At 59.6% G+C, this 13,721-nt stretch carries 15 protein-coding genes; 5 read left to right on the forward strand and 10 right to left on the reverse strand.

The annotated features are described in order from the left end of the window. Positions 1–47: 47 nt before the first annotated feature. Positions 48–242, forward strand: a complete 195-nt coding sequence (locus tag MCRY_RS16255) for a hypothetical protein (protein ID WP_085631806.1) — start codon at positions 48–50, stop codon at positions 240–242. Between the two features lie 87 nt (positions 243–329). Here the strand turns inward: MCRY_RS16255 and MCRY_RS16260 are convergent, their stop codons facing one another. From MCRY_RS16260 to MCRY_RS16305, 10 genes are all read right to left on the reverse strand, one after another. Next, positions 330–2,516, reverse strand: coding sequence for a 3-hydroxyacyl-CoA dehydrogenase NAD-binding domain-containing protein (locus MCRY_RS16260; RefSeq protein WP_085631808.1), 2,187 nt, complete (start codon positions 2,514–2,516; stop codon positions 330–332). A gap of 38 nt (positions 2,517–2,554) precedes the next feature. Continuing rightward, complete coding sequence (locus MCRY_RS16265; protein WP_085631810.1) at positions 2,555–3,034, reverse strand: hypothetical protein; 480 nt, start codon at positions 3,032–3,034, stop codon at positions 2,555–2,557. Positions 3,035–3,097: 63 nt separating this feature from the next. After that, the gene (locus tag MCRY_RS16270) at positions 3,098–3,598 is read right to left on the reverse strand and encodes a hypothetical protein (protein WP_085631812.1); all 501 of its coding nucleotides are present in this window, start codon (positions 3,596–3,598) and stop codon (positions 3,098–3,100) included. A gap of 2 nt (positions 3,599–3,600) precedes the next feature. Further along, on the reverse strand, positions 3,601–4,812 hold the full coding sequence (locus MCRY_RS16275) for an acetyl-CoA C-acetyltransferase (protein ID WP_085631814.1): 1,212 nt from the start codon (positions 4,810–4,812) through the stop codon (positions 3,601–3,603). Positions 4,813–4,837: 25 nt separating this feature from the next. Next, entirely contained in the window at positions 4,838–5,476 is a 639-nt protein-coding gene (locus MCRY_RS16280; protein WP_085631816.1) for a glutathione S-transferase family protein, read from the reverse strand. Positions 5,477–5,784: 308 nt separating this feature from the next. After that, entirely contained in the window at positions 5,785–6,924 is a 1,140-nt protein-coding gene (locus MCRY_RS16285; protein ID WP_138488205.1) for an acyl-CoA dehydrogenase family protein, read from the reverse strand. A gap of 18 nt (positions 6,925–6,942) precedes the next feature. Then, positions 6,943–7,155, reverse strand: coding sequence for a hypothetical protein (locus MCRY_RS16290; protein ID WP_085631820.1), 213 nt, complete (start codon positions 7,153–7,155; stop codon positions 6,943–6,945). Positions 7,156–7,170: 15 nt separating this feature from the next. Beyond that, on the reverse strand, positions 7,171–8,952 hold the full coding sequence (locus MCRY_RS16295; protein ID WP_085631822.1) for an acyl-CoA dehydrogenase C-terminal domain-containing protein: 1,782 nt from the start codon (positions 8,950–8,952) through the stop codon (positions 7,171–7,173). A gap of 25 nt (positions 8,953–8,977) precedes the next feature. Next, positions 8,978–9,382: a MerR family transcriptional regulator gene (locus MCRY_RS16300; RefSeq protein WP_085631904.1), complete on the reverse strand. Its 405-nt coding sequence runs from the start codon at positions 9,380–9,382 to the stop codon at positions 8,978–8,980. A gap of 265 nt (positions 9,383–9,647) precedes the next feature. After that, positions 9,648–10,019: a MerR family transcriptional regulator gene (locus MCRY_RS16305; RefSeq protein ID WP_085631906.1), complete on the reverse strand. Its 372-nt coding sequence runs from the start codon at positions 10,017–10,019 to the stop codon at positions 9,648–9,650. A 121-nt stretch (positions 10,020–10,140) separates the two neighbouring features. Here MCRY_RS16305 and MCRY_RS16310 point away from each other — a divergent pair, with 121 nt between their 5' ends. The 4 genes from MCRY_RS16310 to trpB all read left to right on the forward strand — a co-directional run bounded on the left by MCRY_RS16310 (position 10,141) and on the right by trpB (position 13,702). Beyond that, a complete protein-coding gene (locus tag MCRY_RS16310; RefSeq protein WP_085631824.1) occupies positions 10,141–10,563 on the forward strand; it encodes a PaaI family thioesterase in 423 nt (140 codons plus the stop codon). Position 10,564: 1 nt separating this feature from the next. After that, positions 10,565–11,083, forward strand: coding sequence for a PaaI family thioesterase (locus tag MCRY_RS16315; protein WP_085631826.1), 519 nt, complete (start codon positions 10,565–10,567; stop codon positions 11,081–11,083). Next, complete coding sequence (locus MCRY_RS16320) at positions 11,076–12,404, forward strand: MATE family efflux transporter (protein WP_085631828.1); 1,329 nt, start codon at positions 11,076–11,078, stop codon at positions 12,402–12,404. Before MCRY_RS16315 ends, MCRY_RS16320 begins: the two co-directional genes overlap by 8 nt. 77 nt (positions 12,405–12,481) lie before the next feature. After that, entirely contained in the window at positions 12,482–13,702 is a 1,221-nt protein-coding gene (trpB, locus tag MCRY_RS16325) for a tryptophan synthase subunit beta (RefSeq protein WP_085631830.1), read from the forward strand. Positions 13,703–13,721 lie beyond the last annotated feature (19 nt).

A 13,721-nucleotide genomic window follows, 5' to 3' on the forward strand; every position in this document is an offset into this window, starting at 1 on the left:
GAGGTGGGTATCGCAAACGGGAGGACACTTGAAAAAGGAGTTTTCCCATGTGTCTGACAGCCGAAGCCTTCGCCCTTTTCCTCAACATGATCATGGTGCCCGAGATCACATCAGAACCGGGCCGCATCATTGTCCACGCCGAAACCCGCGACGCGCATTGGGTCGCAGTCGAAGATGAATGGTGCACCATGGCCCCTCAGATCGACCGGATGGAGCGGTTTGCGGCGCTACGGTCGGAGTAAGTCCAAACGCGAAAGGCCGGGCTGAAGCCCGGCCTAAGCTATATCAAAACGCATTGGCGTAGGCCGGGCCTTTGCCCGGCACTGTTCTCAGGCCGCCGACTTTTCCGGTGCAAACCGACCGTAGAAGCTCTGGCTCTTTGCCGCCATCTCGCGCAGCAGGTCAGGGCAGGCGAACCGGTCACCATAAGCCTCGACCAGTTGGTCACAGCGTTCTGCCGCGTATTCAGCGCCCAACATGTCGAACCACGACAGCGGGCCACCTGACCACGGCGCAAAGCCCCAACCAAGGATCGCGCCCACGTCACCCTCGCGGATGTCCATCAGCACTCCATCTTCCAGCGCACGCACCGCTTCGAGCGATTGCACGAACAGAAGACGATGTTGCACGTCGATCAGATCGGGCTGGTCGTCGGACTCGGGGTACTGCGCCTTGACCACCTCGGACAGCCCTTGGCGTTTGCCCTTGTCGTCATAGTCATAAAAGCCCGCCTTCGACTTGCGGCCCAGACGCCCTTGCTCTTCCATCCAGAAGATCACTTCGTCGACCGCGCCATCGGGATACGCGTCACCCATCGCCGCACGTGTGGCACGGGCGATCTTGGCCCCCAGATCGATCGAGGTCTCATCGACCAGTTGCAGCGGACCCAGCGGCATACCGACCATCTTGGCTGCGTTTTCGATCAGGGCAGGGGACACGCCTTCCTTCACCATCCGAATGCCTTCGTTTATATACGGAATGATGCAGCGGTTGGCGTAGAAGAACCGCGCATCGTTGACCACGATCGGGGTCTTGCGGATCTGACGCACAAAGTCCAACGCCTTGGCAACGGCACGGTCCCCGGTTTCCTTGCCCTTGATGATCTCGACCAGCATCATCTTCTCGACCGGGCTGAAGAAGTGAATGCCGATATATTGCTCAGGCCGTTTGCTGGCCTTGGCCAGTTCGCTGATCGGTAGGGTCGAGGTGTTGGTGGCAAAGATGCAATCCTCACCAATCACAGCTTCGACTTTTGCGGTCACCTCTGCCTTGATCTTGGGGTCTTCGAACACCGCTTCGACAATCAGGTCACAGCCCGCCAGATCGGTGTAATCCGTGGTCGCGGTGATCCGAGCCAGCATCGCATCTGCCTTGTCCTGCGTGATTTTCTTCCGGCTCACACCTTTAGCGGTGTAGTCCGCAACATAGGCTTTGCCCTTGTCCGCCGCCGCCTGATCACGGTCGAGCAAGACAACCTCGATACCCGCCTGCGCCGACACCAGCGCAATACCCTCGCCCATCATGCCCGCGCCCAACACGCCAACTTTCTTGACCCGCTGATCGTCCACATTTGCCGGGCGCACAGCACCTTTTTCCAACGCGCTTTTGTTGATGAAAAGCGACCGGATCATCGCCGACGACGACGGGTTCATGATCACGGAGGTGAACCACCGCGCCTCGATTTTGAGAGCCGTGTCGAAATCCACCATCGCGCCTTCGTAGACGGCCGAGAGCAACGCCTTGGCTGCGGGGTAGACGCCCTTGGTCTTGCCGTTGACCATCGCAGAAGCGCCCACAAACGTCATGAAGCCCGCAGGGTGGTACGGTGCGCCGCCGGGCATCTTGTAGCCCTTCGCATCCCACGGCTTGAGGATGTCCGCATCACCCGCGCTGAGCACCCAAGCGCGCGCATCGGCCATCGGATCGGCGGACACTTCGTCAATCAGACCGGCCGCCTTGGCTTTGACCGGGTCCGACAGCTTGCCTTCCAACAGGAACGGCGAGGCCGCCATCGCACCCATCTTGCGCGCCACACGGGTCGTGCCACCGGCACCGGGGAAGATGCCGACCATGATTTCTGGCAGACCGATCTTGGCCTTGGGGTTTTCGGCGGCAAACACGCGGTGGCAGGCCAGTGGAATTTCCAGCCCAATGCCCAAAGCGGTGCCCGGCAGTACCGCTGCAACAGGCTTGCCGCCTTTGTTGGTCTTGGCATCCATGCCCGCGCGCTCGATCTTGCGCAGAACACCATGCATTTTCATGATCCCGTCGAACACCGCCTCCGCGCCCGCTTCCTTGAGCGTGGCCAAGACGTTCAGGTCCATCCCAGCGGCGAAATCGGCCTTGCCGCTGGTGATGATGATGCCCTTCACCGCCTCGTCTGCCAGCGCGTCGTCCACAAGATCGTTGAGCGTCTGCAAGCCTTCAAAGCTCAGCACATTCATCGACTTTTCAGGCACGTCCCAGGTGATCGTCGCGACGCCCTCGGCGTCCTTGCTCATTGTGAAATCGGTCATTTATGTTTTCCCTTCATTGGGTTTGTCCAAGCGCCGCATCAGCGGCGAAGTGTGTTCAGCATCCGGCGGGCTTCTGCCTGCGCCGCTGCGATATCGGGGCTGAGGATCTGTAATTCGGTATTGTCCATGATCGCTTGCAGCCAAATGCCCTTCCATTGGCCGTCGATCCGCATCAGCACCATGTGATTGAGATATTCCGCAACCGCGACGCCATCTTCCCCGGTCGTTGCGGTCTTGTGACGACCAGCAATCATATCGTCCCGTCCGGCGACAAAAGCGGCTTCGATACATGTCCGCTCGTAAGTCTCGACGCCGCGCGCCAAAAGTTGGTTTCGAAAGTCCGACATGACAATGTCGAGCTCCTCGGGCGAGGACATCACGATCTCGGTGTCTTTGGTCGACATCATGTTGGGTACGGCGATGTGGCGCATCATCAGTGGCAAATCGCAATCCATCAGCGCCCGTGACACCACATCGAGGTTGTCCTGATAAATGAGGACGGCTTCTGATGCTGTCATCACAGAGCCTCCTGCTTTTTGAGACAGGACAGACTGCGCACCGTGCTGCATGGCGCTGCAATCTCAGTAAGACCAGTCATCATCCTGCCCTCCCTTTGAGCGTTTCAGGCTTTCGGAAGGAAATGCGTCCGGCATCAAAGCCGTGGGCAGCCCCTTGGTCGTCAACGGCACACAGTAATTGGCCGTGGCGATGCGCCACTCCGGGCCACATCGCAGCAGTGTAGACTGTACCGCGTAGGGCTCGGCCACTCTCTGGCCTCGAGAAAAGATATGCGACTCAGCTGTTGCCTCTATCTTGAACGGTGTCACGAATTCTGCCGACACAAGCGGCCTGACGATATCGTCCACCTCCAATTGGCTGAACTGAGCCTTCATCCGCTCGAACAGCACCAACAAGTCGTCCTCGGTTTCCAGAACTGCCCAGCCCTGCAGCGTCACATGTTCATGCGGCAGCATGAATGCACTCACGAAAAGCGCAAAATCGTCCTCGAAATAAGCACGCTTTGTTTTCTCCAAAAGCGTGTAGCCAATCTCGTAGGCGGTCACATGGACGCTGGTGGGCATTGTCAGACCCGCTCGATGATGGTCGCGGCCCCCATTCCTGATGCGATGCAGAGCGTGGCCAGCCCCGTGCCTTTGCCGGTGCGCTCCAACTCATCCAGCAGCGTACCGATGATGATTGCGCCGGTGGCCCCCAATGGGTGACCCATTGCGATGGAGCCGCCATTGACGTTCACTTTGTCCGCATCCACGTTGAATGCCTGCATGAAGCGCAGCACGACCGATGCAAAGGCCTCGTTCACCTCGAAAAGGTCAATGTCGCTGATGCTCATGCCGCTGTCTGCAAGGATCTTTTCGGTCACCGGAACCGGGCCTGTCAGCATGATGGTCGGATCGGTGCCGATCTTGGCCGTTGCCTTGATCCGCGCACGGGGTTTGAGGCCCCATTTCTCACCGAATTCCTTGTTGCCGATCAACACACCAGCGGCCCCGTCGACGATGCCCGATGAATTGCCGGCATGGTGGATGTGGTTGATCCGCTCCAGATGCGGGTACTTCATCAGCGCGATGGCATCAAAACCGGGCATCATTTCGCCCATCTGCTGGAACGCAGGGTTGAGCGCTCCAAGGCTCTGCATGTCGGTGCCGGGACGCATGTATTCGTCGTGATCCAGAATGCTCAGACCGTTCTGATCGCGCACGGTGATGATCGACTTGGCGAATCGCTTGTCATCCCAGGCCGCTTTCGCGCGCTTTTGACTCTCCACGGCCAGTTGGTCCGCGTCATCGCGGCTGAACCCGTATTCGGTCGCGATGATGTCTGCCGAAATGCCCTGTGGTACGAAATAGCTTTCCATCGCGACCGATGGATCAACGGCAATCGCCGCCCCATCGCTGCCCATGGCAACACGGCCCATCATTTCGACACCACCCGCGATATAGGCATGTCCCGCGCCACCACGCACCTGGTTTGCCGCCAGGTTCACCGCTTCCATGCCCGAGGCACAGAACCGGTTGATCGCCAGACCCGGGATCGACTGATCAAGGCCCGAGGCCAGAACAGCGGTCCGCGCAAGACAGCCGCCCTGTTCACCCACCTGAGTGACATTGCCCCAGATCACGTCTTCGACGGCATGTCCTTCAAGCCCGTTGCGATCCTTTACGGCGTCCAGCACTTGGGCGCTCAGGCGGACGCTGGTCACTTCGTGCAGGCTGCCGTCTTTGCGGCCTTTGCCACGCGGCGTGCGCACAGCGTCATAGATATAGGCTTCAGTCATTCTGCTCTCCGTCTCAGGCACAGTTTCAAGCGCGGTCCGCAGGGGATCCGGGCATCAAATCGTATGGGTGTTTCCAACCGGGCAGTCCTTGGATGTTGGACAGCCAGCGGTCGATATTCGGCCAGTCCGCGCGGTCGAAACCGAACGGTTCGGGGTAAAAAAGATAGCCGCAGCACGTCAGGTCCGCATTGGTGACAGCGTCGCCGACAATCCAGTCGCGCCCCTCCAGATGTGCGTCGAGGACGCCGTAAGCTGCTTTCATCCGCCCCTGCATGAACGCGATGACCTCGGCCGGGCGTTTGTCTTCGGGCAGGAAATTCATCAGGAACCGCAGAGGCCCCGACGTGCCGCTGAATTTCTGGTTATCCCAGATGATCCAGCGCAGGATTTCCAGCTTCTCCATGGCGTCTTTGCCGCCAAACTTACCGTAAGTGTCCGACAGGTAGGTCTGGATGACGCCTGACTGCGTGAGCTTCACGTCGCCATCCACCAGCACTGGCGCTTCACCCATCTCGTTTACGTTTGCACGGTAGTCTGGGCTGCGCGTCTCACCGTTGAAAAAATCAACCTTTACCGGTGCCCAATCCAGCCCAGCCAGTTCAAGCGCCAAAGCCGCCTTGTAGGAATGCCCGCTTTCGCCGAAGCAATAAAGTTGAATGGTCATCTGGTCTGATCCTCAAACGTCAGGGGTGGGCGGAAAGGCCGGGAGCCTCCGGCGGGAGTTTATCTGGCAAGATGAAGCAGGGGGGCTCTCTTCTTCACCGGCCGTTAAGGTTAACCGCCGCATAATGCTCTGGCATGGCAGACTGGAGAGTTGAGCCATGTGCAAGGTGAAGCCCCGCCGACTGTGCCTGACACCGCGTGGTAAAGAGGCCGACCGGCGGGGTGGAGCTCGCCGCGCTCGTTCATCTTGCCAGATAAACTCCCGCCGGAGGCATCCCGCAGGTGCCATATTCGCTGGTGCCGGGCGCATCATAGCGCCCTCGCAATCAGTTCTTTCATGATCTCGTTGGTGCCGCCGTAAATGCGCTGAACGCGGGCATCTGCCCACATCTCGGCCACGGCGTATTCTTGCATGTAGCCATAGCCGCCATGCAGTTGCACGCATTCGTCGAGCACTTCGCCTTGCGTGTCCGACAGCCAGTATTTCGCCATCGCGGCCTTCTCGACGGTCAGTTCCCCGCGCAAGTGCTCTTCCATGCAATTGTCCAGAAATGCGCGCGCGACGGTGGTCTTGGTCTGGCACTCCGCAAGTTTGAACCGGGTGTTCTGGAACTGGGTCAGCGGTCCGCCAAACGCCTCGCGCTCTTTGCAATAGGCGATGGTGCGGGCAACAGCCCCTTCCATGGCACCCACCGCGCCGCAGCCGATGATCAGGCGTTCCTGTGGCAGCTGCTTCATCATCTGGTAAAAGCCTTGGCCTTCTTCGCCGCCCAACAGGTTTTCCGGCGCGATCTCGACATTGTCGAAGAAAAGCTCGGACGTGTCCGCGGCATGGCAGCCGATCTTTTCCAGATTGCGCCCGCGTTGGAAGCCTTCGGCGCCGTCGGTTTCCACAACGACCAAAGACGTTCCTTTTGATCCAAGCGACGGGTCGGTCTTGGCCGCAACAATGATCAGGTTGGCATGCTGACCGTTGGTGATGAACGTCTTTTGCCCCGACAGCCGGTACGCGTTGCCGTCCTTGACCGCGCGGGTTTTGATGCCCTGCACATCCGATCCGCCGGACGGTTCGGTCATCGCCAGTGCACCGACCAACTCGCCAGTGACCATCTTGGGCAGCCAGCGTTTTTTCTGCTCTTCGGTGCCATAGGCCAGCACATAATGTGCGACGATGCCAGAATGAATGCCGTGGCCCCAGCTTGCCAGATTGGCGCGGCCGGCTTCCATCAGGATCACCGCTTCGTGGCCGAAATCGCCACCAACGCCGCCATATTCTTCTGGAACAGAGGGGCAGAGCAGGCCCAATTCACCCGCCTGCTGCCACGTCTCGCGGTCCATCTGGCCCTGTTTGCGCCACTTGTCGTAAAGTGGCTGCCATTCGGTTTCGATGAACTTGGCTGTCATCTCGGCAAGCATCTCGTGCTCGTCGGTCATCCAGTTTGATCGCATGGCTCCCCCCATCCCGCGTTATCTCTTGCGCGCTTCAAGCTCTGCATTGAAGAGCCTGAGCCGATGTCCCAGCGCCTCAGAATCCGTGACGCTGTCGAAGTTTTCGAACAGAAAGGACAGCGCCTCGCCTTCGTCCAGCCCCGCCTCTTCGGCAAACCGCTTGAGGCGGCGATAGCCGTCCTCTGTCATGGCGGCTGGAAAGCGGCGGGTCAGGCGAAAGCGTTTTGGCATCTGTCCTCCCGGACCTTAGAAGTTGGCTGCCTCCAGCGCCATCACCGGCTCGGCTCCGGTCTCGATGCGCGCAAGGTGCATCTTGGTGGCGGGCAGTTGGCGTGCCATGTAGTAGCGCCCCGTGGCCAGTTTTGTCTCGTAGAACGCCACGTCGGACGCACCGTCCTTCAAAGCCTTCGAGGCTGCAAGCCCCATCCGCGCCCACATGTAGCCAAGGCACACATGACCGAACATGTGCATGAAGTCATAGGACCCGGCCAAAGCATTGTTCGGGTTCTTCATACCGTTCTGCATGAAATACATCGCTGCTGCCTGCAAATCCTTCGACGCCGCCTTGAGCGGATCAAGGAAATCACGGTCGAACGCTTCGTCCTGACCTTTGGTTTCCGACGCGAAGGTCTTGATCATGTCGAAGAATGCCATGACATGCTTGCCGCCGTCTTGCGCGAGCTTGCGGCCCACCAGATCAAGCGCCTGAATGCCATTGGCGCCTTCGTAGATCATGGCGATGCGGGCGTCGCGGGCGAATTGGGACATGCCCCATTCTTCGATATAGCCATGCCCGCCGTAAACCTGCTGGGCGTTGACCGCCATCTCGAAGCCCTTGTCGGTCTGAAAGCCCTTGATGATCGGGGTCAGCAGGGAAATCAGGCCATCGGCGGTTTTATCGTCGTTCTTGTGCGCCCGGTCGATCAGGTAAGATCCCCAATAGGTGAACGCGCGGGCCCCTTCGACAAAGCTTTTCTGATCCATGAGGTTACGGCGGATGTCGGGGTGCACGATGATCGGGTCCGCCGATTTTTCAGGTGCTTTGGCTCCGGTCACATCGCGGCCCTGCAGCCGGTCATTCGCGTAGGCCACCGCGTTCTGATAAGCCACTTCCGCCTGCGCATATCCTTGAAGGCCAACACCGACGCGGGCTTCGTTCATCATGGTGAACATCGCGCGCATGCCCTTGTGCATCTCGCCCACCAGATAGCCAGTCGCCTCGTCGTAGTTCATCACACAAGTCGAATTGCCGTGGATGCCCATTTTCTCTTCGATCTTGCCAACGGACACGCCGTTACGATCGCCAAGGCTGCCGTCTTCGTTCACGATGAATTTCGGCACGATAAACAGCGACACGCCTTTGATGCCATCAGGCCCGCCGGGGATTTTCGCCAGAACGAGGTGAATGATGTTCTCGGCCATGTCGTGATCACCGGCCGAGATGAAAATCTTCTGGCCGGTCACCTTGTAACTGCCATCATCCTGCGGCACGGCCTTGGTGCGCATCATGCCCAGATCGGTTCCGCAATGCGGCTCGGTCAGGTTCATGGTGCCCGTCCATTCGCAGGTGGTCATCTTGGGCAGATAGGTCTGCTTTTGCGCGTCTGACCCGTGAATGTAGATTGCCGAATAGGCACCATGGGTCAGGCCCTGATACATCTGGAAGGCCATATTGGCCGACACAAACGGTTCCTGAGCTGCGGTCTGCATGATGTAGGGCAGGCCCTGACCGCCATATTCCGGGTCGCAGTCAAGTGCTGTCCAGCCGCCATCGCGCATCTGGTCAAACGCTTCCTTGAAGCCGGTCGGGGTGCGCACAACGCCGTTTTCCAGCACGCAGCCTTCGGTGTCGCCAACCGCGTTCAGCGGCATCAATACTTCAGAGGCCAGCTTGCCTGCTTCCTCGATCACCGCTCCGGTGAAGTCGCGGTCGAGCTCCTCATATCCGGGGATATCCTGTTCCGAGGCGTTCAGAACGTCGTGCAGAATGAACTGCATGTCTTTCAGAGGTGCGGTATAGCTTGGCATTGCGGTCTCCCTAAAGCGGTGCGGCTTATTCGGCCGCGCGTTTGCTTTGATCCATCGAGGCAAGCATCTTTTCGCCCCAACGCATCTGTTCCTTGAGTTCGTCGATGGCCTGATTAAGCTCGTCACGTTGCGCTTCCATGTCGGACAGGCGCTGTTGTGCGATCTCGTACGTGCGGGCCAATTGTGTCTGCTGCTGGTCGCCCATGTCATAGAGGTCCAGAAGCTGACGGATTTCTTCGAGGCTGAAGCCAAAGCGCTTGCCGCGCAGGATCAGCTTGAGGCGCGCGCGGTCGCGCTTGGTGAACAGCCGTTTCTGGCCTTCACGGATCGGAAACAGCAGTTCCTTGGCTTCATAGAACCGCAGGGTACGCGGCGTGACGTCGTAGGCGTCACACATCTCCCTTATGGTCATGATACGGTCGTCGGTCATTTCATCATCCTTTTCGGTGCCGGTCATGGCATCGAAATGCGAAGGCTGACGCCTTCTTACAATGGGAATTTACGTTGACGTAACTCAGACGCCACGTCACTTTTGCGTTGACGTAAGATCAGGCAACGTCACCTGCATTCTGTGGAAATATTCTTTCAAACCGCTTTGAGTCCACCAAGAGCGGCAGGTCAGGAATACCTGACCTCAAGTCGACAAAGCACAGCCTGCGACTCGGCCAGCGATGTGTACGGGTGTGGGGCCGGGGTCAGGCGTCGAGTTTCGCTGCTGTGTCGTCGCGCAGCTTTTGCAACTCGTCGATTGCATCATCCAGCTGTTTGCGCTGCTCGGCCAATTCGCCCAATTGCCGGTCGGCAAGGTCGATCCACGCGCGATTCTGCGCCTCGGTACCGTCCTTTTCATAGATCAGAAGCCATTGCCGGATGTCTTCCAATTGAAACCCGAACTTGCGACCGCGCAGGATCAGGGTCATGCGCGCCACCTCTTTCGGGCCATACCAACGCGACCGTCCCTCGCGGTCGGGCTGCAACAGTTCGATATATTCGTAGTACCTGAGCGTGCGAGGCGTCACATCGAACTTGGCGCACATCTCCTTGAAACTCAGACGCTGGTCAGTCATTCCAAATCCCTCTTCCTGCGTGACCATAAAAGCGTGCAGCCGGTAGGGCAACCGCGTCATCACACGGCTGGTTTCCCGGAGCGAAGGGGCGTAAACCGACCAGAACAGCCAAGGACAGAGTATGACCGCCGACAAAGCCAGGATCGCGAGGCAATTCATCGAGACCATTCCGCATTCCAAGGCGCTGGGAATGGAAATCACTGCGCTGGGTGACGGTATGGCCGAAATCACCATGCCCTATGATGAACGCTTCATCGGCGATCCCAAGTCGGGCGTCATTCACGGTGGCGCGGTGTCGGCTTTGATGGACACCTGCGGTGGTGCTGCTGTCATGAGCCACCCTGACGCGCCTGCGGGCACCGCCACCATCGACCTGCGCATCGACTACATGCGCGCGGCCACACCAGGCCAATCGATCACAGCACGGGCCGAAGTGTATCACATCACGCGTTCGGTCGCCTTTGTCCGCGCCACCGCGTGTGATGACGACACCGATCGCCCCGTGGCCACCGCCACCGGTGCCTTTACCGTGGAGGGCCGCTGACATGGCACGCAAAGCACCAGAGCCGGTTCAGGTCGTCAAACAACGTCGCGATGCCGCGTTGAATGCGTTGGTTGGAGGTGTGCCCTATATCAATTTCATGGGCATCAGCTTTGATCGGCGCGGGGATGAATTGACCGGTGTGCTGTCCTTTGATGAAAAGCTGATCGGTAACCCGATCCTACCCGCCATTCATGGCGGCGTCACAGCGGCCTTTCTCGAAGTCACCGCCGTGATCTCGCTCAGCTGGGCCTATATCTGGGAAGACTTCGAAAGCGGTGCCTTGGATGTCGAGGCATTGGCCGCAGGCAACCTGCCGCGCCTGCCCAAGACCATCGACTTCACCGTGGACTACCTGCGCTCGGGTCTGCCGCGCGACGCCTATGCCCGCGCCACGATCACCCGTGCCGGGCGGCGCTATGCCTCGGTGCAGGCCACGGCGTGGCAGGACAACAAGGACCGTCCCTTCGCACAGGCGACGGCGCATTTCCTGATGCCGAGACCCGATCTCTCGAATGACTGACACGGCCCTTGCGCCGCGTGACATCACCAACCGGCGCGTTCTCAAGATCGCGCTGCCGATTGTCCTGTCGAATGTGACCATCCCCCTTCTGGGCGCGGTGGACACTGGTGTGGTGGGCCAGATGGGCGAGGCCGCGCCGATCGGTGCGGTCGGCATCGGGGCTGTGGTGCTGTCGGCGATTTATTGGATCTTCGGCTTTCTGCGCATGGGCACCACGGGATTGGCAGCACAAGCGCTGGGGCAGGGCAACCGCGCCGAGGTGGCAGCGCTCCTTACGCGGGTGTTAATGATTGGCTTTGCCGGTGGCGCGCTGATCATCGCGCTGCAAATGCCGATCCTGTGGGCTGCGTTCCGCCTGTCACCGGCCAGCCCCGAGGTCGAAACCTTGGCAAGCGGATATATGCAGATCCGCATCTGGTCCGCCCCCGCCGCAATCGCCGTGTTCGGCATCACCGGTTGGCTGATCGCGCAAGAGCGCACCCGTGCGGTGCTGGTACTGCAGGTCTGGATGAACGGCATCAACGTGGTGCTGAATTTCTGGTTCGTGCTGGGTCTGGGCTGGGGGGTGAATGGGGTGGCCTTTGCCACCTTCCTTGCCGAATGGAGCGGGCTTGCGATGGGGCTCTACCTCTGTCGTGCGGCTTTCAAAGTGCCCGACTGGCGGAATTGGGCGCGGGTGTTCGACCGGGTCAAGTTGGTGCGGATGGCGCAGGTTAATTCGGACATCCTGATCCGGTCGCTGCTTTTGCAGGTGATTTTCCTGTCCTTCCTGTTTGTAGCGGCGGACTTTGGCGATGTGACGCTCGCTGCCAATCAGGTGTTGTTGCAGTTTCTAAGCATCACCTCCTACGCGCTGGACGGCTTTGCATTTTCCGCCGAAGCACTGGTGGGGCAGGCGGTCGGTGCGCGGGCGGTGCCGGTTTTGCGCCGTGCGTTGACGGTGGCAAGCCTCTGGGGGCTGGGCGCGGCTGTGCTGCTGACCTTGGGGTTCGGGGGCTTCGGCAACGATATCGTGGCACTGATGGCCAAGAATGCCGAGGTGCAAGAGGCCGCAGCGGCGTATCTGCCGTGGATGATTTGCGCGCCGGTTCTGGCACTTGCGTCCTTCATGTTGGACGGAGTGTTCATCGGGGCCACCCGGACCGCCGACATGCGCAATATGATGGCGCTGTCGACGCTGGTCTACGGGGTGGCCGCGTTTGCGCTTGTGCCACACTTTGGCAATCACGGGCTGTGGATGGCTCTGCTGATCTCATTTGTGGCGCGCGGGGTGACACTGGCGGCGCGCTATCCGGCGTTGGAACGGTCGGTCGCGGAATAGCCAATCACAAGGCGCTTACCCTTGCTCATCCCGTTGCACCCCGCTACCTGTGTCCCGTTCGATAAAAGAGGCGCGCCATGAACGATCTATTCAACAGCTTCATGACCGGTCCCGACGAAAAGGGCCGGTTCGGAATTTTCGGCGGCAGGTTTGTCTCTGAAACCCTGATGCCACTGATCCTCGAGCTGGAAGAGCAGTACGAGCGCGCCAAAACAGATGACAGTTTCTGGTCTGAAATGGACTTCCTCTGGAAGCACTATGTCGGCCGTCCGTCGCCGCTCTATCACGCCGAACGTCTGACCGAGCATTTGGGCGGCGCGAAAGTCTACATGAAGCGCGATGAGCTGAACCACACCGGTGCGCACAAGATCAACAACGTGCTGGGCCAGATCATCCTCGCCCGCCGTATGGGCAAAACCCGCATCATCGCCGAAACCGGCGCGGGTCAGCACGGCGTGGCAACTGCCACTGTCTGCGCCAAGTTCGGTCTGAAATGCGTCGTCTACATGGGCGCGCATGACGTCGAGCGTCAGGCGCCTAACGTGTTCCGCATGAAGCTTCTGGGCGCCGAAGTGATCCCGGTGACGTCCGGTCGTGGCACGCTCAAAGACGCTATGAATGATGCACTGCGCGACTGGGTGACCAATGTGCGCGACACGTTCTACTGCATCGGCACCGTGGCAGGTCCGCACCCGTACCCGGCGATGGTCCGCGATTTTCAGGCGATCATCGGCAAAGAAGCCAAGGAGCAGATGCACGAAGCCGAAGGCCGTCTGCCCGACACCATCATTGCTGCCATCGGCGGTGGCTCGAACGCGATGGGCCTTTTCTACCCGTTCCTTGACGACAAAGAGGTCAACATCATCGGTGTCGAAGCGGGCGGTAAAGGCGTGAACGAGAAGATGGAGCATTGCGCCTCCCTCACCGGCGGGCGTCCCGGCGTGCTGCATGGCAACCGCACCTATCTGTTGCAGGACGAAGACGGGCAGATCCTTGAAGGGTTCAGCATCTCGGCGGGCCTGGACTATCCGGGTATCGGGCCGGAACACGCCTGGCTGCACGACATCGGCCGCGCGCAATACGTGTCGATCACCGACAAAGAGGCGCTTGGCGCGTTCCAGCTGTGCTGTGAGCTTGAAGGCATCATTCCGGCGTTAGAGCCCAGCCACGCGCTGGCGCATGTTATGAAGATCGCGCCCGAGCTTCCGAAGGACCACATCATCTGCATGAACATGTGCGGACGCGGCGACAAAGACATCTTTACCGTCGCCAAACACCTGGGATTCGACATGGGCTGACCGCCCGTCGCATAAACCT

Origin of the sequence: Marivita cryptomonadis (genome assembly GCF_002115725.1) — a bacterium.
Taxonomy (GTDB): domain Bacteria; phylum Pseudomonadota; class Alphaproteobacteria; order Rhodobacterales; family Rhodobacteraceae; genus Marivita; species Marivita cryptomonadis.

Coding starts and splice junctions, on each gene's coding strand:
- MCRY_RS16255 (WP_085631806.1), top strand. CDS start 48: ATGTGTCTGACAGCCGAAGCCTTCGCCCTTTTCCTCAACATGATCATG.
- MCRY_RS16260 (WP_085631808.1), bottom strand. CDS start 2,516: ATGACCGATTTCACAATGAGCAAGGACGCCGAGGGCGTCGCGACGATC.
- MCRY_RS16265 (WP_085631810.1), bottom strand. CDS start 3,034: ATGACAGCATCAGAAGCCGTCCTCATTTATCAGGACAACCTCGATGTG.
- MCRY_RS16270 (WP_085631812.1), bottom strand. CDS start 3,598: ATGCCCACCAGCGTCCATGTGACCGCCTACGAGATTGGCTACACGCTT.
- MCRY_RS16275 (WP_085631814.1), bottom strand. CDS start 4,812: ATGACTGAAGCCTATATCTATGACGCTGTGCGCACGCCGCGTGGCAAA.
- MCRY_RS16280 (WP_085631816.1), bottom strand. CDS start 5,476: ATGACCATTCAACTTTATTGCTTCGGCGAAAGCGGGCATTCCTACAAG.
- MCRY_RS16285 (WP_138488205.1), bottom strand. CDS start 6,924: ATGCGATCAAACTGGATGACCGACGAGCACGAGATGCTTGCCGAGATG.
- MCRY_RS16290 (WP_085631820.1), bottom strand. CDS start 7,155: ATGCCAAAACGCTTTCGCCTGACCCGCCGCTTTCCAGCCGCCATGACA.
- MCRY_RS16295 (WP_085631822.1), bottom strand. CDS start 8,952: ATGCCAAGCTATACCGCACCTCTGAAAGACATGCAGTTCATTCTGCAC.
- MCRY_RS16300 (WP_085631904.1), bottom strand. CDS start 9,382: ATGACCGACGACCGTATCATGACCATAAGGGAGATGTGTGACGCCTAC.
- MCRY_RS16305 (WP_085631906.1), bottom strand. CDS start 10,019: ATGACTGACCAGCGTCTGAGTTTCAAGGAGATGTGCGCCAAGTTCGAT.
- MCRY_RS16310 (WP_085631824.1), top strand. CDS start 10,141: ATGACCGCCGACAAAGCCAGGATCGCGAGGCAATTCATCGAGACCATT.
- MCRY_RS16315 (WP_085631826.1), top strand. CDS start 10,565: ATGGCACGCAAAGCACCAGAGCCGGTTCAGGTCGTCAAACAACGTCGC.
- MCRY_RS16320 (WP_085631828.1), top strand. CDS start 11,076: ATGACTGACACGGCCCTTGCGCCGCGTGACATCACCAACCGGCGCGTT.
- trpB (WP_085631830.1), top strand. CDS start 12,482: ATGAACGATCTATTCAACAGCTTCATGACCGGTCCCGACGAAAAGGGC.